Annotated in this window: 21 protein-coding genes; 3 read left to right on the plus strand and 18 right to left on the minus strand. The window is 59.8% G+C overall.

Annotated elements, in window-relative coordinates; translation table 11 throughout:
- Window positions 1-5 precede the first annotated feature (5 nt).
- The 15 genes from AAAX75_RS05845 to AAAX75_RS05915 all read right to left on the minus strand — a co-directional run bounded on the left by AAAX75_RS05845 (window position 6) and on the right by AAAX75_RS05915 (window position 15432).
- Window positions 6-200, minus strand: coding sequence for an ATP synthase subunit C (locus tag AAAX75_RS05845; RefSeq protein ID WP_022094262.1), 195 nt, complete (start codon window positions 198-200; stop codon window positions 6-8).
- 124 nt (window positions 201-324) lie between these two features.
- Window positions 325-1128 carry a F0F1 ATP synthase subunit A gene (atpB, locus tag AAAX75_RS05850; protein WP_022094263.1) on the minus strand — a complete coding sequence of 268 codons (804 nt, stop codon included), beginning with the start codon at window positions 1126-1128 and terminating at the stop codon, window positions 325-327.
- A gap of 3 nt (window positions 1129-1131) precedes the next feature.
- Entirely contained in the window at window positions 1132-1443 is a 312-nt protein-coding gene (locus AAAX75_RS05855; RefSeq protein ID WP_035138788.1) for a hypothetical protein, read from the minus strand.
- A gap of 283 nt (window positions 1444-1726) precedes the next feature.
- On the minus strand, window positions 1727-2374 hold the full coding sequence (gene upp / locus AAAX75_RS05860) for a uracil phosphoribosyltransferase (protein ID WP_117746943.1): 648 nt from the start codon (window positions 2372-2374) through the stop codon (window positions 1727-1729).
- Between the two features lie 123 nt (window positions 2375-2497).
- A complete protein-coding gene (glpK, locus tag AAAX75_RS05865) occupies window positions 2498-4039 on the minus strand; it encodes a glycerol kinase GlpK (protein ID WP_217750679.1) in 1542 nt (513 codons plus the stop codon).
- 13 nt (window positions 4040-4052) lie between these two features.
- Complete coding sequence (locus tag AAAX75_RS05870) at window positions 4053-4796, minus strand: L-threonylcarbamoyladenylate synthase (RefSeq protein ID WP_195521259.1); 744 nt, start codon at window positions 4794-4796, stop codon at window positions 4053-4055.
- 134 nt (window positions 4797-4930) lie between these two features.
- Entirely contained in the window at window positions 4931-5422 is a 492-nt protein-coding gene (locus AAAX75_RS05875) for a type II toxin-antitoxin system HicB family antitoxin (RefSeq protein WP_147356408.1), read from the minus strand.
- Window positions 5423-5642: 220 nt separating this feature from the next.
- Complete coding sequence (locus tag AAAX75_RS05880) at window positions 5643-6893, minus strand: HemK/PrmC family methyltransferase (RefSeq protein ID WP_349091404.1); 1251 nt, start codon at window positions 6891-6893, stop codon at window positions 5643-5645.
- A 671-nt stretch (window positions 6894-7564) separates the two neighbouring features.
- Entirely contained in the window at window positions 7565-8632 is a 1068-nt protein-coding gene (prfA, locus tag AAAX75_RS05885; protein ID WP_055252487.1) for a peptide chain release factor 1, read from the minus strand.
- A 249-nt stretch (window positions 8633-8881) separates the two neighbouring features.
- Window positions 8882-10297, minus strand: a complete 1416-nt coding sequence (locus tag AAAX75_RS05890) for a M20/M25/M40 family metallo-hydrolase (RefSeq protein WP_349091405.1) — start codon at window positions 10295-10297, stop codon at window positions 8882-8884.
- Window positions 10298-10369: 72 nt separating this feature from the next.
- Window positions 10370-11155: an amino acid ABC transporter ATP-binding protein gene (locus AAAX75_RS05895; protein WP_349091407.1), complete on the minus strand. Its 786-nt coding sequence runs from the start codon at window positions 11153-11155 to the stop codon at window positions 10370-10372.
- 22 nt (window positions 11156-11177) lie between these two features.
- Window positions 11178-12326, minus strand: coding sequence for an amino acid ABC transporter permease (locus tag AAAX75_RS05900; protein WP_349091408.1), 1149 nt, complete (start codon window positions 12324-12326; stop codon window positions 11178-11180).
- Between the two features lie 9 nt (window positions 12327-12335).
- Complete coding sequence (locus AAAX75_RS05905) at window positions 12336-13262, minus strand: transporter substrate-binding domain-containing protein (RefSeq protein WP_349091410.1); 927 nt, start codon at window positions 13260-13262, stop codon at window positions 12336-12338.
- A 293-nt stretch (window positions 13263-13555) separates the two neighbouring features.
- Complete coding sequence (locus tag AAAX75_RS05910; RefSeq protein WP_349091411.1) at window positions 13556-14449, minus strand: aldose 1-epimerase family protein; 894 nt, start codon at window positions 14447-14449, stop codon at window positions 13556-13558.
- Window positions 14450-14562: 113 nt separating this feature from the next.
- A complete protein-coding gene (locus tag AAAX75_RS05915; protein ID WP_349091412.1) occupies window positions 14563-15432 on the minus strand; it encodes a hypothetical protein in 870 nt (289 codons plus the stop codon).
- A 251-nt stretch (window positions 15433-15683) separates the two neighbouring features.
- Here AAAX75_RS05915 and AAAX75_RS05920 point away from each other — a divergent pair, with 251 nt between their 5' ends.
- From AAAX75_RS05920 to AAAX75_RS05930, 3 genes are all read left to right on the plus strand, one after another.
- Window positions 15684-16946, plus strand: a complete 1263-nt coding sequence (locus AAAX75_RS05920; protein WP_349091414.1) for an MFS transporter — start codon at window positions 15684-15686, stop codon at window positions 16944-16946.
- Between the two features lie 195 nt (window positions 16947-17141).
- On the plus strand, window positions 17142-18512 hold the full coding sequence (locus AAAX75_RS05925; protein WP_349091416.1) for an ATP-binding protein: 1371 nt from the start codon (window positions 17142-17144) through the stop codon (window positions 18510-18512).
- 33 nt (window positions 18513-18545) lie between these two features.
- A complete protein-coding gene (locus tag AAAX75_RS05930; protein ID WP_349091418.1) occupies window positions 18546-18992 on the plus strand; it encodes a low molecular weight protein-tyrosine-phosphatase in 447 nt (148 codons plus the stop codon).
- Window positions 18993-19178: 186 nt separating this feature from the next.
- Here AAAX75_RS05930 and AAAX75_RS05935 read toward each other — a convergent pair whose 3' ends face one another.
- The 3 genes from AAAX75_RS05935 to AAAX75_RS05945 all read right to left on the minus strand — a co-directional run bounded on the left by AAAX75_RS05935 (window position 19179) and on the right by AAAX75_RS05945 (window position 21871).
- Window positions 19179-20540: an ATP-binding protein gene (locus tag AAAX75_RS05935; protein WP_349091420.1), complete on the minus strand. Its 1362-nt coding sequence runs from the start codon at window positions 20538-20540 to the stop codon at window positions 19179-19181.
- 184 nt (window positions 20541-20724) lie between these two features.
- Entirely contained in the window at window positions 20725-21054 is a 330-nt protein-coding gene (locus AAAX75_RS05940) for a TIGR04076 family protein (RefSeq protein ID WP_084591874.1), read from the minus strand.
- Window positions 21047-21871, minus strand: a complete 825-nt coding sequence (locus tag AAAX75_RS05945; RefSeq protein ID WP_035138774.1) for a PfkB family carbohydrate kinase — start codon at window positions 21869-21871, stop codon at window positions 21047-21049. Before AAAX75_RS05945 ends, AAAX75_RS05940 begins: the two co-directional genes overlap by 8 nt.
- Window positions 21872-22059: the final 188 nt, after the last annotated feature.

Consider the following 22059-nt stretch of genomic DNA (forward strand, 5'->3'; position numbering starts at 1 on the left):
CCGTGCTATTTAACGATCAGCGCGACAACGAAGCCGATCAGAGCCAGAGCCTCGCCGAAGGCGGAGCCCATGATGAAGACGGTGAACACGCGGCCCTGGACCTCAGGCTGACGGGCCATAGCACCCGTAGCACCCAGAGCAGACAGGCCGATAGCAAGACCAGCGCCGATAACACCAAGACCGTAACCGATAACTCCCACGATTCCTCCTTTGTCGTGCGTGTCTTATTTCACGCAGGATAACCTTTTTATAACTGCCGGGCTCCATGGGTACGGGCACCGGCGGTTTAACGAATTGCCTTACCATTAAGGCGCGAGCGGAAGACTACTCCTCCTCCGCGACCTCCTCTGCCTCGGAGACATACACGGCGGTAAGGACCGTGAAGACGTAAGCCTGGATGGCGCCGACCACAAGCTCGATCGCATAGATCAGGATGAGGATGGCAAGCCAGGCCAGCGAAGGCAGGGCGCCGACGGCGTGGGCCGCGGAAACCTGCTGAAGCAGCGGCTGCATGAACATGCTCGCCATGATGGCGAACGAGCCCATGACCACGTGTCCTGCGAACATGTTGCAGAACAGACGGACGGCAAGCGTGATGAGGCGCAGGAAGGTCGAGAAAAGCTCGACGACCCACACGAGCACGTTCATCGGGAAGCTCACGCCCTGCGGGGCGAGGCTCTTGATGTAGCCGATCACGCCGTGAGCCTTGCATCCGTAGTAGATGAAGTACACGAAGGCGAAGATGGCGAGCGCGGCGGTGGAGCCGATTGCACCGGTGCCGGGCTTCATTCCCGGGATCAGGCCGATCATGTTATTGATCAGGATGAACAGGAAAAGCGAGCACAGGAACGGGAAGTGCTTCTTCCAGTTCTCACCCACGACGCCCTTGCCGATATCGTTCTCGACGTACTCGATGATGTACTCGAAACCGTTGACGAAGAAGCCCTTGGGGACCAGGGTCTGCTTCTTCTTGAACACGGCCAGGACGATCAGGAGCACGATCGTGGAGACGATCAGCCAAAACGAGTACTGCGTGATGCCGCAGCTCAGATCGCCCACGACAGGGGTGGAGCTGAACTCGCTGACCAGATGATTAATCTCATCAGGCAGCTTTTCAAAAATTTCCACGACTTACCTTTCGACCTCATGAGGATCTCGTAGCGCCTTGGCGACGCGAACCGCGCAGGCGGCCATAAAGGCCACGAAGCCGATCGCCTCGCCCAGGAGGAACATGCGAAATGCCTCTCCGAACAACACAAACACAACCAAGGTAAAGACGAGCAGAGCGATTGCCGAGACCGCCAGACTCACCATACCCTTGAGCATGTCCGCATTCTGCTTATCGTCAAGAACCGGCTTGAGCGTAAAGACAAAGGGAAGGAAGGCAATCGCGCCCGCGATGGCACCTGCAACGATAGCGAGCAGATCGGCTATCTGAAACACTGGCGTCCTCACTTTCCTTTTTTATCGCCTCACAGGACAGTTCCCGCCAAACATTGGTGACTATTGTACGAGCCAATCGCTAAAGTACAACCGAAAAAGCATCGGTTAATACGCACCTGTTCGTTTTCTTAAGACCTTCTTTATGCCGCAGGTACGGTAATACGTTTTTCTCGAACCCTGCGGGGCAAAACGTCCATTAACTAAAGGTGCGCACAGGCGTCTTCTACTTGCCCGCGCGCACCATTTCTTCCTATTTGCAGCCGCGGCCGTCTTAGCCCAGCGACTAGAGCGTGCCGTAGATGCGATCGCCGGCGTCGCCCAGGCCGGGAACGATGTAGGCAGCCTCGTTGAGATGGTCGTCGATAGCACAGGTATAGATATGCACATCTGGGTCCTTCTCGGTCAGCGACTTGAGGCCCTCGGGGGCAGCGACGATGCACAGCATGCGGATGTCCTTGACACCGCGCTCGCGCAGGTAGCTGATGGCCATCTCGGCCGAACCGCCCGTGGCGAGCATGGGGTCGACGACCAGGCAGATGCGCTGGTCGATATCCTTGGGCATCTTGCAGTAATACTCGTGCGGCTCGTGGGTAACCTCGTCGCGCTCCATACCGATGTGGCCCACGCGAGCGGAGGGTACCAAGTCGAGGATGCCATCGACCATGCCAAGGCCTGCACGCAGAATGGGAACGATGGCGAGCTTTTTGCCGGCGAGCTGCTTAAACGTTGCGGTGGTGATGGGGGTCTCGACTTCGACGTCTTCCATGGGCAGGTCGCGCATGGCCTCGTAGCCGTCAAAAAGTGCGAGTTCGCGCACGAGCTGGCGGAACTGGTTGGTGCCGGTGTTTTTGTCGCGCAGAATCGACAGCTTATGCTGGACGAGCGGGTGATCGACAAGGGTCACACGGGACGTATCGTAGGTGACGGTCATGGGTTGATTGCCCCTTTCGTTGCGGCCGGAAGATGGCCTTGCTGACAAGGCGCATGGCGATGTTGTTGCCGCGCGCCGTGCATAAGTTTAGCGGTTTGTTGTATCGAGCAGCCCATCGCAGCCCTACTGTGCGGTACTGAGCGAGCGCTTGACTGCATCACGCCAGCCCGCAAGGTTTTGCTCGCGACGCTCGGCGGACATATGGGGAAGGAAGGTCCTAACGATCTGGGCATTTTGCTCCAGCTCTTCAAGGTCTTCCCAATAGCCGACAGCAAGACCCGCCAAGTACGCGGCACCGATTGCCGTGGTCTCCACCGTCTCGCATTGCAGCACGGGGATATCCAGCAGGTCGGCCTGGAATTGCATGATGAACTCGTTGCGTGAGGCGCCGCCATCGACGGACAGGCGCTCAATCGAAAGTCCCACGTCCTGCTCCATGGCGCGCAGCACGTCATAACTCTGGTAGGCCATGGACTCGCAGGCCGCACGCACAATGGTCGCGCGACTCGAGGCACCGGTCAGGCCGCACACGATACCGCGGGCACGCGGGTCCCACCAGGGAGCGCCCAGGCCAGCGAAGGCGGGGACGAAGTAGCAGCCCTCGTTGTCGTTGATCGAAGCGGCGAGTTGCGCGGACTCGCTCACACTCGAGATGATGCCCATGTTGTTGCGCAGCCAGTTCATGGTTGAGCCGGCGGCAAAGATAGAACCCTCGAGCGCATAGCTGATCTTGCCGTCCGCGGCGATACCGATCGTGGAGACCAGACCGTTCTTGGATTCGACGACCTCGTCGCCGGTGTTCATGAGCATAAAGCAACCCGTGCCATAGGTGTTTTTGGTCTGGCCGGGATGGAAGCAGCAGTGGCCGAACAGCGACGCCTGCTGATCGCCCGCCACGCCCATGATGGGCGGCATGTTGGTCATGATGTCGCTCGCGACGCGGCCGTAGTCGCCCGAGCTCCAACGAACCTCGGGCATCATGGAACGTGGAACGTCAAAGAGCGCCAGCAGGTCGTCGTCCCAATCGAGCGTATGGATATTAAAGAGCGCCGTGCGGCTGGCATTGGTGTAGTCGGTGGCAAAGACCTGACTGCCGGTGAGGTTGTAGATGAGCCAGGTATCGATGGTGCCGAACATGAGGTCGCCCGCCGCCGCGCTCTCACGCGCACCGTCGACGTTGTCGAGGATCCACTGCACCTTGGAAGCCGAGAAATACGGATCGAGCGTGAGTCCCGTGCGGGAGCGCACCAGCTCTTCTGCGCCCCGCTCGACCAGCTCGTCGATCAGAGGTGCGGTGCGACGGCATTGCCACACGATGGCGTTATAGATGGGTTGGCCGCTTATGCGGTCCCACACCACCGTGGTCTCGCGCTGGTTGGAGATACCGATGGCGGCGATGCGGTCAGAATGGATGCCGCTCTTAAACTGGACCTCCATCATCACGCCGATCTGGCTGGCAAGCACCTCCATGGGGTCTTGCTCTATCCAACCGGGACGCGGGAAGCTGGTTTTGACGCTACGACGTGCCTGCGCGACGATGCAGCCGTACTCGTCGACGATGGTCGCAAGTACCGAGGTGGTGCCGCAGTCGAGCGCCATGATGTAGGAACCGCCAAAGTTAAACGAGGCATCTTCCATGCCCAGGCTGCCCAGATTCAACGACATCGCTTACACCTTTCTATTGCATCGGGTCGGACAGGACCCGTTCGATCTCTGATGCGGGAAGTGCGCCTTGGCGCAGGATCTGGAGCCCGCCGTGCTGGAACGACACGATGGTCGAGGCGTCGCGACACGGGGTCTCGCCGGCGTCGACGGCAACATCGACCCCCTCCAGGATGCGCTCCTCCACCGTGACAAAACTTGCCGGCGCGGGCGCGCCATGCGTGTTGGCGCTGGTGCAGGCAAGAGGGCTGCCGCAGGCGCGGATGAGCGCTTGCACCACGGGCGAGGCCGAAGCGCGAAGTGCCACCGTGTCGTCGGCGGCGCGCATAAAGGTCGGCACGCAGGGGGCCGCCTTGACCACGATAGTCAGGGCTCCCGGCCAGCATCGTCGCGCGAGTACGCGAGCCTCTTCGGGGATATCCACGCCATAGCGGTCGAGTGCTTCGGCATTATCAACCAGCCAGGCGACCGTTTGGGTGAGCTTGCGCTGCTTGAGGGTAAAGATGCGGCGGTAGCCGGTACCGAGCGCAGGGACCGCGGCGCCATTGACGACAGCCTGCGGATCGCGCGGCCACGATGGGAATTCGCTTGTATCTTGGGGTACGGCGTCCGAGAAGGCGTTGACTGCCACGGCGACACCGTAGACGGTCTCGGTCGGGATCAAGGCCAGGCCGCCGCAGCCGAGCACCTCGGCCGTGCGCTCGACGGCGAGCCGATGCGGCTCGCGCGTTCCCTCGTATACCCGATAGACCGTCTGCATGTGTATGCCAGCCCCTTACGCTCTGGTGAAAGTTTGTTTACTGAGGGGCATTCTCGCACGAAACATTCAGCCTATTTGCCCAGAGCGCATGTTGGTTTGGCGAGCGGCTCTAGTAGTCGGTGAAAGTGAGGGGGTTATTGGACTGCGACGAACTTCTTTGGCCTGCCGGCGTGGCATCTTTGGGCGGCGTAGCGCTCGATGCTGTCTATCGTTATCATCCGACGGCCGTCGACGAGTTCAACATCGAGTTTTCCGGCTTTGACCAGCGCGGTAATCCGCGGAGCGGAGACTTTGAGGTCCAGCGCTGCATCTTTAAATGTTCGGCACGCCGCTTCCCGAGCGTCCTCGTGGTCGATTTCGACTGAAAGGGCCACGACCTCGGCCGAGCGTTCGTACCCTGCCGGAGTCAAACCGTTGTTGAGGTCGTCGGCCAAAAACGCCATCAGCGCCTCGGTGGCATGGGTAATCGCTTCTTCGCGCGTATCGCCATCGGCAAAGGCGCCGGGAAGCTGCGGGAAGCTGGCGCAGTAACCGTCGTCTTCTTTTATGAGAACGCAGTCATAGGTAAATCGCTGCCTCATTTTGCCTCCAACTACCATCCAGCTTGGCGACGAATACTTGCCCACGTGCCCTTCTTTGGTCGATCACCACCAGAGCCGTTCACGGTGACAACACGATCGCCAGAAACATACTTAGCATGACTACCGACTTGCGCGACCTTCACGAATCCATCGTGCTTGAGTAGGGCAATGATTTCCCGAAAGGTAGGAGGTTGCATGGGCCGACCTCTTTCAGCCGTCCTAATTATAAACTACTTTATAATTTTTGCTAACCAGTTAATAAATATTACTGGCGCTGTTTGGGCTCGGTGACGATGGCTCGGACGATGCGGGGGCGATCGGTGAGGTCGCGGACGATGCACACGTCCGACAGACCCGCTTGACGACAGAGCTCGGCCGCGGCATCGAGGGCGCCCTCGTAGAGCTCGCAGGCAAACAGGCCGCCGGCGCGCAACATGTAGGGCGCCGCATTGAGCAGGCGGCGGAAGATATCGAGGCCGTCGGCGCCGCCCTCAAGCGCCAGGTCGGGCTCGAAGTCCTTGACCTCATGCGGCAGTGAGCGCATGACGTCGGTCGGAATGTAGGGCGGATTGGAGACAAGCACATCAAAGGTACCCCACTCTTCGCGGGGAATGGAACTCACCAGGTTGGTGAGGCTAAAGACGACCTCATCGGATGTGAGACCGAGCGCGTCGCGGTTTTTGGTGGCCAGATCGATAGCGCGCGGCTCGATATCGGTGGCGGTGCAGGTAACGTGGCCGCGGCGCTCCCAGGCAAGGGAGAGCGAGATGCAGCCCGTGCCGCAGCCGACCTCGAGAACGCGGGCGATGCGGGGCTCGGCTGGGGCAGGCGAAGCGGCATCCTGAGCTGAAGCCGTCTCCTGGTCGGCACCCTCGATGGCGATGCCGTATTCGTCGAGCTCGGACTCGGCGGCTTCCGCGACTTCGGCTTCTGCTGCCTGCGCGGCGGCTTCCTCGGCCTCGCGGTCGGCCAGCTCCTCGGCATAGGCACGGCTGCCGAGCACGTCGCTGCCTAGCGCCGCCTCATCGGCGGCCGTCAGGTTAGCGGCACGGCGCTCGACAGTCGCGCGCTCGTCGGCCAGCGCCGCCTCGGCTTTGCGGGCCTCTTCGACCTCATCGTTCCAAGGCAGCTCAACACGCTGACGGGCAGCAGCCTCGGGGCTCAGCACCTCGGCATCCAGATAATTGAGGACTTCCTCGACGAGCATCTCGGTTTCGGGGCGCGGAATGAGCACACCGGGGGCGCACGCGACGTCGATCATGCGAAACTGCGTGCTGCCGGTGATGTACTGTAGCGGCTCGCCTTTGGCGCGACGAACGACGGCCGCATGCATGGTCTCGAGCTGGGCCGCGTTAAGCGTCTCGTCCATACGCATATATAGGTCAATGCGCGCCAGGCCCGTGGCGGCGCACAGCAGCCACTCGGCAGAAAGACGGGGGTGCTCCTCGCCGCGCTCGGCCAGGTACTCCTTGGTCCACTCGAGACAACGCTTGATGGTCCAGATCTCGTTTGCCATGGGGCCCTCCCCTCTTAAGCGCCGGACGGCGCGCGAATGTCGGAGCAGATTGTACGCGAGGCCAGCGCATGGCAAGGGGCGATTGAAGGCGATTATCGAGAATCAGCCCAGAATTTTGCTTGGAACCTGCCTAAAATGTTCATTCGTCGACGTCTAAATCTGCATTCGTCAAGCTTTTGGCAAGGTTGCCCAAAACTGACCAATACCTAACCAAGAACTTGCCACATCGCTTGACGCACGACCCATCAAAAATCGCCCCGCGACTTCTTGAACGATTTTTCGAGCAATATTATCAATAGCAGATGAAGGCTGTTAATTACTTTGAGCAGGTAGGCAGCTTAATTTCTAACAAAGCAGATTAAATAAACTCGAAAAGTAATTTACCCAACCTAGTCATTTAAGAACGTCCCCAATGACTAAAATGCCATCACAGCCGACTGAATAAAATATCAAGGCAATGTCCCCAATGACTCCCTACGGATCATTTGACAACCAAGAAAACGCCGATGTTTTGGCAATGCCAGCGAGCGACGTCCAGAGCGAACAAGTTGGCATGAAAAAGGCAAGGCATAGACCTTCTGGTCATGCCTTGCCTTTTGAATGACAAATTGTCGCTCTGGGCGGCGCGCAGCGTCGAGCCGTTACGCGGTTTGGCAAAACCGCGTAACCCACTACACAGCCTGTGCCAGCTTCTCGGCACGCTCGGCGGCGGCGAGTGCCTCGATGACGGTGCCGAGCTGATCGCCCAGGAGGACGCCGTTGTAGGTGGAGTTGAAGCCGATACGGTGATCGGTCACGCGGTCCTGGGGCTGATTGTAGGTACGAATCTTCTCGGAACGATTGCCGTGGCCGATCTGGCTTTGACGCTCGGCACCGAGCTCTGCCTGCTGCTTCTCGAGCTCCATCTCGTACAGGCGGGCGCGCAGCATCTGCATGCAGACCTCGCGGTTCTGGATCTGGGAGCGCTGTTCCTGCGACTGCACCACGGTGTTGGTGGGCAGGTGGGTGATGCGCACGGCGGAGTAGGTGGTGTTAACGCACTGACCGCCAGGGCCGGAGGCGCAGTAGGTATCGATGCGCAGGTCGGACTGGTTGATCTGGACGTCGATTTCCTCGGCCTCGGGAAGTACGGCGACGGTAGCCGTGGAGGTCTGGATGCGGCCCTGGGACTCGGTCTTGGGGACGCGCTGGACGCGGTGCACGCCGGACTCGAACTTCATGACGGAGTAGACGCGGTCGCCCTCGACCTTGAACTCGATGGACTTAAAGCCGCCGGCCTCGCTGGGGCTGGAATCGAGCACGGTGGTCTTCCAGCCGCGCGACTCGCAGAAGCGCTGGTACATCTTGTACAGGTCGCCGGCAAAGATGGCCGCCTCGTCGCCACCGGCGGCGGAGCGAATCTCGACGATGGTGTTCTTGTCGTCGTTGGGGTCGCTCGGGATGAGCATGTACTTGATGTCTTCCTCGAGCTGGGGGAGCTTGGCCTCGTTTTCGGAGATGTCCATCTGGAGCATCTCCTTCTCATCGGCATCGGTGGTATCGTGCAGCATTTCCTTGGCCGCCTCGATGTCATCGAGCGCGCCGATGTACTCGCGCGAGGCGGCAATGAGGTCAGACTGGTGCGCGTACTCCTTGTTGAGACGCGTGAACTCCTTAATATCGGAGGCGACGGCCGGGTCGGAGAGCTTCTTCTCGAGCTCCTCGTAGGCCTTGATGATCTTTTCGAGCTTGTCGCGCATGGCGGGACTCCTTTATATGCGTGAAGGTGAAAATCGGCAGAGTTGATGGGGCGCACGGCGCCACTGCGGGGGTAAGCCCGGCTAGAACATGTCGATCTTCAGATACATGCGCATCCCTTCGCGTATGGGGTACATAGTTGCGGTCTAACCCATACATGATAGCGTGCGCAGGCAAACCTGCATATAACCCGCACGGAATGATTGGTGCAAACAAACCTGACCCCATTGCACCAAGGGCTTGCTTTTTGGCTAGAGCGTTTGGAGTAGAGCGACGAGGAAGCGAATGCCCTGGAGGTAGGCGCGGCGGGTGATGCGCTCGTTGGTGCCATGGACGCCGCGATCACACTCGTCGTCATCAACCACAAAGGCCGAGAAGCGAATGCACTCAGGGCAAATGTGTTGGTAGTTGGCGGCGTCGGTCGCACCGATCACGGTCGAGGGCACAATTGCCACTGGCTCGAATGATCCGTTTTCCTCCGTCCCCTTTGGATCACGGAAATAGCGGGCGGCGATGGAGCGAACCGCCTCGAGACCGGGACCACCGATGCGCGGGGACGGCGAGGGTTCGGAGCTGCCGGGGCCCAGCTCCACTTCGACACGACCGGCAAGGTCCGCCCCGGCAACCGCATCACGGCATCGCGCCACAACGTCGGCCACGCTCGTGCCCTCGAGCATGCGGAAGTTGATATTAGCCCACATATCCTGCGGCATTACGTTGGCGCCGGTGCTGCCGCCCTCGATCTGCGTGGGCGCGCAGGTGGTCGTCACGAGCGGGTAGAGCTTCTTGCTGGCGAGGCACTCGCGCACGATGGTGTCCTTGTTGGAGGCAATCTCGTCGGCCGTGTAGAGCCCCAACTCGACGAGCTGGGCGGCAAGCAAGTCGGTCACGCGCGTCGGCCACTCGATATCGCAGATTGCGGTGATGGCGCGGCTGAGCACCTCGAGCGACGTGCCGCCGTAGGGGTTAGAAGAATGTCCACCCTCACTCTTCGTCTTGAGCACGATATCGGCATAGCCCTTCTCCGCGAGGTCGGCGTGCATGAGCCAACCCTCGCACGCGCTGTACTCGGCAGCCGGAACGATGCGGTAGTCGCCCTCGTCGATCAGGTACTCAAGCTCAATGCCGCGCTCCTCGAGCGCGCGGCCAATGGTGCCTGCACCGTACTGCGCGGTTTCCTCGTCCTGGCCAAAGGCCAGGAGCAGCGTGCGCTCGTGCTGCCAACCGTGCGCCAGCGCATACTCGACAGCCTCGAGAATGCCTGCGACCTGGTCCTTCATGTCGATCGCGCCGCGGCCCCAGATGTAGGTGTCGTCCACGCGCCCGCTAAAGGGGGCATGCGTCCAGTCAGCCTCGGTGCCGGGTACCACGGGAACCACGTCCATGTGGCCCATGAGCATAATGGGCTTGAGGGCAGGGTCGGAACCGCCAAGCGTCACCAATAGCGAATGGTCGATAAGCTCGACCTTACCCGCCGTAAATACGTGCGGCCAAGCCTGCTGCATATACGCGCGCAGGTCGTCGAACGGCTGCCAGTCCACCGCCTCGGCATCCATACTCGAGATGGTCGGAAACGACAGCACGCGACCCAAGCGCTCGCACGCGCCAGCCTCGTCTATATCGGCAAAATCATCCTCATGCGCAAAGAAGCGCCAAACCTCGGCCATGACATCCTTTCGATTGTGATGACGAGGGCCGCCCCACCGGAGCGGCCCTGCCACATAAGCGTTTGCGGTCGGTTATTTGTCCTCGAGATAACGCGAGAGGAACTCGCGAGTGCGCTGGTGCTTGGGGTTGCCGAAGAGCTCGGCCGGCGCGGCGTCCTCGAGCACCACGCCCTTGTCCATAAAGACCACGCGGTCGGACACCGTGCGGGCAAAAGCCATCTCGTGCGTGACGACGACCATGGTCATGCCTGCGGCAGCGAGCTTGCGCATGACCTCGAGCACTTCTCCCACGATCTCGGGGTCGAGCGCGGAGGTCGGCTCGTCGAACAGCATGATCTGCGGATTCATGCACAGGGCACGAGCGATGGCCACGCGCTGTTTTTGACCACCGGACAGGCGGCCCACGGCGGCGTGCGCGAACTTCTCGAGTCCCACGCTGGTCAGGTGCTCCATCGCGGCCTTCTCGGCCTCGGCCTTGCTCATCTTTTTGAGCGTGACGGGCGCGAGCGTGCAGTTGTCGAGCACATCCATGTTGTTGAACAAGTTAAAGCCCTGGAACACCATGCCGATGTCCTCGCGGAGTTTATTGATATTGCAGCGCTCGGCCGTAAGGTCCTGGCCGTGGAACCAGATGTGGCCCGCGTCCGGGGTCTCGAGCAGATTGAGGCAGCGCAGGAAGGTCGACTTGCCCGAGCCCGAGGCGCCGATAATGGTGACGACCTCGCCGGGGTTAACGGACAGGTCGATGCCCTTGAGTACCTCGAGCGAGCCGAAGCTCTTGCGCAGGCCCTCGACGCGGATGAGCGGCTCATTGGTCTGTGCGGCGGCCGCAACGCCGGTAGTGGCGGTATCTGCCATGATGATTCTCCTCGTCTTAAGCCTAGTTAGAGCTGGGCAGCGTGGCCGGAGCCTCGGCACCGAGCTTTTTGCCAAAGGCTTCGAGCAGGCGGCTCGCCACGAGCGTCAGGATCAGGTAGACCACGAGCGCCACGCAGTAGACCTCCATCTGGCGGTAGTACACGCCGGCGACCGTGGTAGTAGCGTACATAAGGTCGAACACGCCGATGACCGAGAGCACCGACGAATCCTTGATGTTGATGATGAGCTCGTTGGTGAGCGCCGGAATCGCATTTTTAATGCCCTGGGGGAACACGACTTTGCGCATGGCCTGCCACTGCGACAGGCCCAGCGATCGCGCCGCCTCGGCTTGGCCGGGATCGATGGACTCGATGCCGCCGCGCAGGACCTCCATCATGTAGGCGGTGGAGTTGAGCGAGATGGTGACGAGGCCGGCGGTGAAGGTACTCCAGATCTGGTTGGCCTGGGCGGTCTCGAAGCCCATGCCGCGCAAAACGGTGAAGCCCGCGTAATAGATGAGCAGACCCTGGACCATCATGGGCGTGCCGCGCACGATGGTGGAGTAGACGGTCGCAAAGCCGCGGCCGATACTCTTAAAGAAGCGCACCAGGTCGTTATCCACGCGGTCGAACGTCTGAATACGCAGGAACACAAAGAGCAGTGCCAGGAAGAATGCGATGACAGTGCCGAAGGTCGCAAGCGCGATGGTGATCTCGATACCGCGAATGAAGAAGTCCCCGCTCTTGTAGGTCATGTAGACCAGGCTCGACAAAAAGTCGCTGGGGTTGGAATCCGAGACAATGCTCACCTGCACCAGATCGATAAACGACATGACGCAGCGGTCGATAAAGAAAACTGCCGCGATGGCGACCACGACGTAGCTGCCCAGGCGTGCTCCACGACGGAAACGCTCGGATGCGAACGGCGACGTTTCGCGATAGTCGCTCCAGTGCATAAGCTTGGTGACCAGCGCCGCCGCCGACACGACGAGCCAGGCCCAAAGAATCGCCCAAAGGCAATCCTGGAAGATACCGGTGGGGGCTAAGAAGCTCAGCGGTGTGGGGTTGCGCTGGCTAAACGCCAGGCCGAGCGCCGCGATAACGCTCGTGCCCAGGTACACATAACGGTGGTCGGCCTTGATAAAGGAGGCCAGGCGATTAATGGTTTTCATGCTGCCTCCCTATGCCGGCTGACGGTCGAGGCACGCGTCCCACATTTGGTCGCGCTCCTCTTGGCTAATGCCCTTGAGTGTCTTGTCGATGAGCTTAAGCAGTTTGTCCGAGCCCTTGCGGCAACCGACATTTGCCGCGACCTCCTGCTTAAAGCCCTCGCCCTCGGCAAAATGGATGGGGACGATACCGGGATTTTGGGCCATATAGCCCTTCTCATTCTCGGTGTTGTAGGTCACGGCGTCGCACGTGCCCTGCAGCAGGTTCGAAAACACCGTGGGGACGGAGTCGACCGGGTTCTTGTGCACAACGCCCGGGATTTCGTCGATGACGGTATCGAGCATGGTGTCCTTTTGGCCGAGCACCGTAGCGCCGCTAAAGTCGCTGAGCTTGGTCGCGTTTTGGTAGGGCGAGCCCTCTTTTACGAACAGGCCAAAGTAGCCAATGAAGTACGGATCGGAAAAGCCGACGGACTCCTCGCGCTCGGGCGTGGCGCTCATACCGGCGATGATGAGGTCGATTTGGCCGTTGTTGAGCGAATCGATAAGACCCGAGAAGCTCTGCTTGACGGCAACGGGCTCGCCGCCGAGGGCCTTGCAGACGATCTTGGCGATCTGCACGTCGTAGCCATCGGCATAGGCGCCCTGCACGTTGTCGATGGGGATGGTGTACTCGCTGGCTTCGGAGACCTGCCAGTTGTACGGGGCGTAGGCCGCCTCCATGCCAATGCGGATCTTATCCTTGCCGATAACGGAATCGGACAGGTCGTCGCGACCGCCACCCGTCGTGGGCTGAACTACTTCCAGCGTGGAGGGGCGCTGGCAACCGGCAAGTGCGCCGACGACGGCAGTAGCGCTCGCAGCGAGAGCGCTACCCAAAAAGATGCGACGGCTGCATACCGGCTGTGGATGCGCGTCGCGTTGATGGGGAGAATGCATAATCTGCCTTCCCTGTTGAATCGTATGCTGACGACTTAACAGGATACCGCTCAGCGCTACCTCCAGCAAATGCATATATAAATGCATATATACAAGTTTACGAACTGAAAACGATTGATAGTCGTTGGGGACGTTCTTAAACGACTAGTCAAACAAGAACGTCCCCAACGACTAGGCATGAAAAAGGCAAGGCATAAACCTTCTGGTCATGCCTTGCCTTTTGAATGACAAATTGTCGCCCTGGGCGGCGCGCAGCGTCGACCGGCCCGCCGTTCATTAGAACGGCGGAACCTCTAGAGCAGGGTGACGCTAAAGCTACGTTTATCGGTAGCGCCGGGAGCCAAGGTGATGGTGTTGACCTTGTGCTCAAAGACGTCGTCCTCGGTGTCCATGGTGGTGTGACCGGTCCAGGGCTCGAGCGCCACAAACGGGGCGTCGTTGGCGGCAGACCACACGCCAATGTACTTAAAGCCCTCAAAGTCGATCTTGACGCCGTGGCCCGACTTGCGGCCGCGCAGCGTGAGCGTGGAGCCCGGGGTATCAGTGAACATGATGGCGTCGTTATCGAAGCTGCGGTGCGTGATGGGCAGCACGTCCGAGTTATCGGGAGCCTTGTAACTGCCCTCGAACGTCATAAGACCGTCGGGCGTGATGATGGGAGCCTCATTAGTCCAAGCCTCGGTAAACGCCAGCTCGTAATCCTCGAATGCCTCGTCCTCGGCACCGGGAGCCGGTACGTTAAACGCGGGGTGGCCGCCCACCGAGAACGGCAGGTCCACGTCGCCGGTATTGGTGACGGCAAAGGTCTGGGTAAGTGTGGCGTCACCAGTCAGGGCATAGGTCATGTTGAGCTTAAAGTGGAACGGGAACGCCTTGAGCGACTCGGGCGTGTCGGTGATCTCGTACGTTACCGAGGAGCCGTCCTCCGAAACCTCGACCAGCTTGTGTTCGACGATGCGCGCGAGTCCGTGGCGCGGCATCTCGCAGGTGCCGGCCGCAGACGTCGCCGTGTTGTTGCGCAGCGAGCCCACAATAGGGAACAGGATGGGCGCGTGCTTGCCCCAAAAGACCGGGTCGCCCTGCCACAGATACTCGTTGCCGTTGAGGGCAAGGCTCGTGAGCTGGGCGCCCATGGAATCGATGGCCGCGGTGAGGCCGCCGCGCTTGATGGTAGTGACGGTAGACATGCTACTTCCTCCAAAAAAAAACAATAGTGTCGAGGGCTATTTTCCCACTCTTGGCGGCGGGACGGGACAGCAGGCGATTATTGAGTAGTCATAGCGGAATGAGCGGCGAGCACCTACTGGGTATCCACGTAAAGGTCGAACCCGCCCTGCGGTGTGGTGTCGACCGTGTCGGGCGCCTGTGAGTTAAAACTCACGGGGACCATGCGCTTTGAGGCACGGAAGCGCGTGCCGTCGGTGGCGACGGGCGGCTCGTCGACCGTGAGCTCGTAGTCGCCGGGCTTAAGCTCGATGCCGTCGCCAGCGGAGTTGACATATTGATACTCGTCAATCGCCTGCCCCCTGAGTGTGCGGCCCACGATATGGATGAGCATCTGGCTGTCGCCGCGGGCGGTGTCCCACGTCGCGCCGTCCTTGACCTCGACCGACACATGCACCGAACGCGTGCGGCTGAGCGATTGCTCGACAGACATCTCGACCTTGGCAGCATCTTTGCGCTGTTGCTCCACATGGCTCCAGACATTTCCGATCGCCGAGCAAGCGATGACGCCGGCCATGAAGGCGATGAGGATGGGACCGAGTGGTGAGCGGCGGCCCGCGTCTTCCTCGCGAGCCAGGTCTGGGCGATGCGTGGGCGCAGGCGCCTGGGCGCCTTGCGCGGGCACGTCGAGAATGCTGAAGGATGCCGTGCTGCCGGGGTCGATGTTATGGCGCGGTTGTGGGGTCTTGGCCGGCGAGATGGACATGTCGGCCGGCTCACCGAGTGTGGCCGTGGCATCGGCCTTAGCCTCATCGGCCTCGGCTTGGGCCCAAGCCTGCTCAAAGGTCAGGGGCTCGGCGGCATCGGAGGCGGCATCAGGCTCGACAGCGGCATCGTTGCCGGTCTCGTCCTCGTCGCTCGACACGTCACGCGACGCGGGCTCGTCCCACTCCTCGTCCGGAGCCTCGCCCTCGCTATACCACCATTCAAAGTTATCGATATCCATACGGGGCGCCCCTTAGGCCTCGCAAATAAACACTCGCTAGTCTTATACCCCCAGACGGCACCGAAGCTCACCCGCGCCGGACACGAAAACCGTCACAACATTCGACGTTTTTCCTCGTTTGCGAGATTTTCATCGAATGTTGTGACGGTTTAGGCGGCAGCCACGCCGCGAATGTGACAAAGAGACTGTCCCTTTGTCACATTCTGTTAGAGTTGCAGGGATTGAATCCCGCTTATTCACGCGACATTGGAGTGACAACCTTGACCGCCGCAACCACGCCAAAAAGTAAGTCAACCGCCGCCGCGCTCTCCCCCGCGCGCACCAATCTTTGCCTGGCGCTGCTCGTGCTGTTGGGATTCTCGCTCGGCTGCTCCGAGTTCGTGGTCATCGGCATCGAAAGCGACCTAGCGACGGAACTCGGCGTATCGCTTGCCACCGCAGGCCAACTTATTAGCGTGTTCGCACTGATCTACGCTATCTCGACGCCGGTGCTCGCGCTCAGTACGGGGCGTTTTCGCCGCTACCAGCTGCTCGTGTGCTACAGCATCGTCTTTGTGCTCGGCAACCTGATCATGGCGTTGGCGCCCAACTTCCAGGTGCTGTTCATCTCGCGCATCATCCTGGGCTCCGTCTCGGGCGCGCTGCTCGCCGTGGGCGTGACGTACATCCCCGAGCTGCTGTCCCCGCAGCAAACTTCGCTTGCCATCTCGGTGGTATATGGTGCGTTTTCCGTGGCAATGGTCTTTGTAACCTCGATTGGCAAGTTTGTGGCCGACACGCTCGACTGGCACGTGGCCATGTACGGCACGCTGACCTTTGCCGTTTTGATCTGCAGCGCGCTCGTGGCGTTTATGCCTCGCGCCGGGCAGACCGATGAGCCCGCCACCTTCCGCGAGCAGGCGGGGCTACTACGCGAGCCGAGTATCATTACCGGCATGTTCATCTTCTTGTTTGGCGTGGGCTCGGTCTATGTGTTCTACGGCTACGTGACGCCTTATCTTGAGCAGGTGCTGGGCATGGGCACGGTCGAAGCCAGCACCACGCTCATGGCCTATGGCGTGTTCTGCCTGATCTCGAACATCCTGGGCGGGTGGATCGATGCGCGCTTTGGCATGAAGGCGCTGCTTGTGACGTTTGTGCTGCAGGCTGCGGCGTTACTCGGGCTGTTTGCTTTGGGCGGCACCATGCCGCTCGCGCTGGTCTTTGTCTTTAGCTTGGCGCTGCTCATGTACCTGTTCTCGGTGTCGTGCATCACACACTTTATGGATGTGGCACGCAGCCGCCACCCCAAGTCGATGGTACTCGCAAGTTCGGTTGAGCCCATGGCGTTTAACGTCGGCATCTCGTTTGGCACCGCAGTGGGCGGCGCCGTGGTAAGCGGAGTTGGCATTGCATATGTAGGCGCGGTCGGTGCCGTGTTCTCGCTTGTGGCCTGGGCGCTCACGCTGGTGACGATTAAGTTGGCTCGCTGGGAGCGCCGTCGTCAATCAGCACAGCCCCGGATGCAGGCATAGGGGCGAACATAGCCCAAGGTGGCGAGCAACCGGTGAAAACCGTCCCATACGAGTAGTGTTTATCCGCCTGCAAGCTCCAGCAGTGCAATTTCGTGTACTTCAGATACACACTTTTCTACTATTTCGTGTATTCCAAGTACATGAAATCGTACTAAACTATGTATCTGAAGTACACGAAATTGGAAAGGCGGCCCCATGCGCAGATCAATCGAATCCGTTATCGAATCATGGGCGACAAAGGACGCGTCGCGCCCCCTCCTCATCCGTGGTGCGCGACGCGTAGGCAAAACGTACGTTGCCGAGGAAATCGGCAGACGAATCGCCGGCGATGCGTTTGTCAAACTCGACTTTCAGACCGATCTTGAGCTGATCGCTCCGCTGTTCGACTGTCCCACCGACGACGTTGACGCCATCGTGGCGCGAATCTCAGACTATAAACGCACCCCCATTCGCAAAGAAACCGCCTTCATCCTGTTTGACGAGGTGCAGCTCTGCGAACGGGCGCTCAACTCGCTTCGCTTTTTTTCGGGTTCGGGCTGGCGCATATGCGCGACCGGCAGTCAGCTCGGCGTCGCCACGCGCAAGCGCAAGTTGCCTTTTCCCAGCGGCGTTCGTCAAGAGACCATGCATCCTATGTCGTTCGAGGAGTTTCTCTGGGCGCTCGACGAGGAGCAGATGGCCAATGCCATTCGTACCCACGCCGGCACGCTCGAGACCTACGCCGCGCACCAAGCCGCGCTCAGCCTGTTTCATCGATACCAGATCGTGGGCGGCATGCCCGCCGCCGTCAACGCATATCGCAAGACGTTATCCATCGAGGATGCGCGCGTCGAGCAGCGCGAAATCGACGAGACCTATACCGCCGATATGACCGACCCCGAAAACGGGATCAGCGGCGTGGCGGCGCGCAAGGTCTGGCGCTCCATTCCGTCCCAGCTGCTGAGATCGTCCACAAAAAAATTCAAGTACTCCGAGGTCGAACGCGGAGGCCGTCGCGCCAAGCTTATCGAGCCGCTCGACTGGCTCGAAGGCGCCGGCATCATATCGGTCAACAACCTGACCGAAGGCATCGAGCCTCCCCTCGTTCCCTTCGACGACGAAGATGGAAGTTTCTTTAAGGTCTATCTTCTCGATACCGGCCTCATGTTCTACAAACTCGGCATCAACCCGCGGCTCTGGCTCGACCTCAAAGAGGATTCCGCCATAGCGCTATCTTCCGACTTCCGAGGCGCCCTGGCGGAAAACTCGGTCATGCAAGCATTTTCGGGCAATAGCTTGCAGACGTATTACTGGGTGCCGCCGTCGTCTTGGAAGACGACCGGCGAGCTCGATTTTTTACTTCAGACCGACCGTATGGAAATTGTGCCCGTCGAAGTAAAGTCCGCACGTAACGTGCGCGCGAGAACCCTCGGGTCGTTTATGGACAAAGCCCGATCGCCATATGCCTACATTTTGTCCGAGAACAATTTTTCCCGCAGCGAAACCGATGACGGGCGCGAGCTGCGCCACCTCCCCTTGTACGCAGCGGGCTTAATTGGAGCAAACTGCCTCAAGAGCAGTCTGTAAGCCCTGCGCGACCGCCTAGAAAGGAAGCCGCTCATGCAACGCATTCTTTTTATCTGCTATGGAAATATCTGTCGCTCGACGATGGCTGAGTCCGTGTTTACCGAGCTGGTGCGGCGCGTTGGGCGCGCGGGCGAGTTTGTCATTGACTCCGCTGCGACCTCAACTGAGGAGATCGGCAACCCGCCGCATCATGGCACGGTCGCCAAGCTGCGTGAAGTCGGGATTCCCGTCGTTGCGCACCGTGCCCGCCAGGTGCGTCGCGCGGAGTATGGCGACTGGGACCACATTGTCTATATGGACGACGAGAACGCCCGCGCCCTGTACCGAATTTTTGGGAAGGACCCCGATGGCAAGATCTCGCGCCTGCTCGATTGGACCGATCGCCCCGGCGACGTGGCCGACCCCTGGTACACCGGCAATTTCGACGCCACCTACCGCGATGTACTCGCCGGTTGCACCGCCATGCTCGAGCAGCTGTAGGCGCTCGGGCGGCGCGGGCACACGGGCCACGCCATCGGCATAAAACGAGCGTGGATTTTCTCCCACTTTGAGCGTTCGAGTGCGCTCTAAACGGGAGAAAATCCACGCTCGTTATCTCGGTGGGAGAAAATCCACACTCATGAATGTGACAAAGGGACTGTCCCTTTGCCACATCCGGGACCGGCCCTAGACCGGCTTGACCTCCAGCTTTATCCCCTCGGCGCAGGAGTCGCCCAAAACATCCGAAAGGGCCCAGGTCGCATATAGCGGCAAATAGAGAACCGCTCCGTTGCGCTCAACGTTGCCTCTCGAGAAAACAATCCCGAGCCTTACGCCATATTCAGCCGTATCAAGCACATGACCGAGCGCAGCGTGCGCGTGGTAATAGGAGCCCGATTTAACCTCGATCGGAACAGCCGTCCCATCCGGTCCGTCGACCACAAAGTCCACTTCACCGCGCTTTTTTGTCTGATAGTAGTAAAGCTGGCGATTTTGGGCAGCCAGCTGCTGGGCCACCACGTTTTCGTAAATGCCGCCCAGATTGGGCTCCTTGCTATCAAGATACGCCGCTTGGGCGACTCCAACGGGGTAGCGCGCCATCAACATGCCCGTATCCGATTGGTATAGCTTGAACTGCGATGGCCGTGCCGTCTTGAGCAGGGGCGACTTTGGCTCGGTTACGATATCGGCTTTGAGAGCAACGCCGGCATCGACAAGCCAGACAAAATCTCGCTGGTACTTCTCATAATGCGCCTTGGGGTCAATGGAATTGAGCACGAAACGCTTGTGTTCGCCCTCAAGCATAATGGGGAGCTGATCGTAGATGCTCTGCACCTGAAGGGCACGCCCGCTTGCATACTTGGAAATATCCCGTCGGTACTGTTCGTTGAGCTCTGACTGTAGCTGACGAACAGAGGCAAGGTCGCCCTGCGTGTCAAGGAAACGCTGCACGACCTCCGGCATTCCGCCGACAACGGTATAGGTCCTGAAGTTTGCCATCATCGCGTCATGAATGTAATCAGGAATGGGCCTCTCGCTGATACACGCGTTACGTATCGTTTGGCGAGCCCCCTCGCTCACCCCGGTTGCCCAGCAAAACTCCTCAAAATCGAGCGGGAACATCCTAAGCTCGTGGACATACCCCACGGGATAGGACCTGACGCCCTTGAACTGAGTCCCGAGCATTGACCCCGAAAACGCCCAGCGGCACCTCCCGTCCTCAACAAGGAACTTTGCCATCGTCATGATGTCGGGGGCCTCTTGGACCTCATCGATAAACACGAGCGTTTTGCCTGGTGCAATCGACTTTCCCGAAAGAAGCGTCACCCTGCTGATGAAATCATCGGCATCCCGCGCCTCGAGAAGAGCATCTTTTGCCTGGCGATTTTCCATGAGGTTAAGCTCGATGTAGGTTGCATGGTTGGCTTTGCCAAATGCGCGAATCGAATAGCTTTTGCCAATCTGGCGAGAACCCGTAATGAATAAGGCCTTTTGCTCGGCAGACTTCAGCCAACGCTCCAGCTCTACCGCTATTTTCCTGCGCAGCATAGGCTCTCCCCTCAGTGTCATCAAATTAAATGCAAAGTTTTATACGCTTGATTATCGATGAAACGCAAAATTTTTAGAACCTAAAATCGGATGAAATGCAGAGATTTGAGATTACAAGCATAATAGAAGAGGCACCACCGGCGAATGTGACAAAAGAACTGTCCCTTTGTCACATTGCGCTCGACTACTCGTCGACGATCTCGGCAAGCCAGACGTTCAGCGTATCGACCTCGGGACAGCAGAACTTTGCCGTACCAGGCTCGTTGCCGGGCACGGTTCCGCCATAGCGCAGGATATCGATATAGGGAAAGCCCACATGGCAGGCCATGGCACACATCTTGCCGCGGTCGCGGTCAAAGTCGAAGACGTCGCCCGGCTTGTGACCATGGTGGCAGCGGCACGCACCCAGCTGGTCCACGCAGCTCACGCGGATACGCGGACGCTTGCCACGCGGCGCGCCGAGCGGCTTGCCCCCGCCCGCAGGCTTGGCGCCGCCCTCGCCAGCATTACTCATGGTCAATCACGTCCAGGCAGGCCTCGATGGGAAGGCCAGCCGACTTATCCTCTTGGTCGGCATTGCGCTCGATAAGCTCAGCCACCACGCGCATGGCATCGGACGTCGCGCGCTGCAGACTCCAACCTGCCATAACGCGGCCGACGAGCACCGCCGAGAACGTGTCGCCCGTGCCCGGGAAATAGACCGGGATCAGGTCGAAGGGAATCGTGAAGTACTCCCCCGCCACATGGTCGTAACCGATGACGACATTCGCACCGTCGACCACAGCGCTCGTAATGACCACCGACTTGGCGCCCAGGGCACGCACGGCATCCACAAGAGTGCGGCCCTCATCGGGCGTGATTTGCTCGGCAATGGGCGTATCGGTGAGCAGGCACGCCTCGGTGTAGTTTGGCACCGCATAGTCGGCGCACTCGAGCAGGCTGCGCATGAGACCGATCGTGGACTCGGGCACGCCGGCGTAGAGCTTGCCGTTGTCGCCCATGATGGGGTCGACGAACACCTTGGTACCCTTTTGCGCGCGACGGTGGCAGAAGTCCGAAATGATGCGCGTCTCTTCCTCGGTCACGATAAAGCCGGTAGAGATGGCGTCGAACTCAAAGCCGAGCTCCTCCCAGATGGCGAGGCTCTGGCGCACGTACTCGGTGGTGTCGTGGATGTAGAACTTGGGATAGTTGAGCGTATCGGACACAAGTGCCGTCGGCAGGTTGTGGATGCGGTAGCCCATGTGCGACAGCACCGGCAGCATGGCGGAAAGCGCGACCTTGCCGTAGCCGCACATATCGTTGATCAGCAGCAGCTGAGTGTTCTTCATGAGGGTCTCCCTTGGTTCGGGCACGGCGCAGCAGCGCCACAGTGCGACTAAGTGTAGCGCAGGGGACGTTGTGAGCGGGCGCTACGGTCGCGAAGAGCGCATTGTTGCGAAAAGGTTACGAAAACGAGGTAGTCGTTGGGGACGTTCTTAAATGACTAGTCAAACAAGAACGTCCCCAACGACTATCC

This window comes from Collinsella sp. CLA-ER-H7 (assembly GCF_040092345.1).
Classification (GTDB): domain Bacteria; phylum Actinomycetota; class Coriobacteriia; order Coriobacteriales; family Coriobacteriaceae; genus Collinsella.

Bases quoted from the DNA above. Each gene is read 5' to 3' on its own strand.
- AAAX75_RS05880 (WP_349091404.1), bottom strand. From the start codon at position 6,893: ATGGCAAACGAGATCTGGACCATCAAGCGTTGTCTCGAGTGGACCAAG.
- AAAX75_RS05900 (WP_349091408.1), bottom strand. From the start codon at position 12,326: ATGAAAACCATTAATCGCCTGGCCTCCTTTATCAAGGCCGACCACCGT.
- AAAX75_RS05870 (WP_195521259.1), bottom strand. From the start codon at position 4,796: ATGCAGACGGTCTATCGGGTATACGAGGGAACGCGCGAGCCGCATCGG.
- prfA (WP_055252487.1), bottom strand. From the start codon at position 8,632: ATGCGCGACAAGCTCGAAAAGATCATCAAGGCCTACGAGGAGCTCGAG.
- upp (WP_117746943.1), bottom strand. From the start codon at position 2,374: ATGACCGTCACCTACGATACGTCCCGTGTGACCCTTGTCGATCACCCG.
- AAAX75_RS05890 (WP_349091405.1), bottom strand. From the start codon at position 10,297: ATGGCCGAGGTTTGGCGCTTCTTTGCGCATGAGGATGATTTTGCCGAT.
- glpK (WP_217750679.1), bottom strand. From the start codon at position 4,039: ATGTCGTTGAATCTGGGCAGCCTGGGCATGGAAGATGCCTCGTTTAAC.
- AAAX75_RS05895 (WP_349091407.1), bottom strand. From the start codon at position 11,155: ATGGCAGATACCGCCACTACCGGCGTTGCGGCCGCCGCACAGACCAAT.
- AAAX75_RS05925 (WP_349091416.1), top strand. From the start codon at position 17,142: ATGCGCAGATCAATCGAATCCGTTATCGAATCATGGGCGACAAAGGAC.
- AAAX75_RS05930 (WP_349091418.1), top strand. From the start codon at position 18,546: ATGCAACGCATTCTTTTTATCTGCTATGGAAATATCTGTCGCTCGACG.
- AAAX75_RS05940 (WP_084591874.1), bottom strand. From the start codon at position 21,054: ATGAGTAATGCTGGCGAGGGCGGCGCCAAGCCTGCGGGCGGGGGCAAG.
- AAAX75_RS05910 (WP_349091411.1), bottom strand. From the start codon at position 14,449: ATGTCTACCGTCACTACCATCAAGCGCGGCGGCCTCACCGCGGCCATC.
- AAAX75_RS05935 (WP_349091420.1), bottom strand. From the start codon at position 20,540: ATGCTGCGCAGGAAAATAGCGGTAGAGCTGGAGCGTTGGCTGAAGTCT.
- AAAX75_RS05915 (WP_349091412.1), bottom strand. From the start codon at position 15,432: ATGGATATCGATAACTTTGAATGGTGGTATAGCGAGGGCGAGGCTCCG.
- AAAX75_RS05905 (WP_349091410.1), bottom strand. From the start codon at position 13,262: ATGCATTCTCCCCATCAACGCGACGCGCATCCACAGCCGGTATGCAGC.
- AAAX75_RS05945 (WP_035138774.1), bottom strand. From the start codon at position 21,871: ATGAAGAACACTCAGCTGCTGCTGATCAACGATATGTGCGGCTACGGC.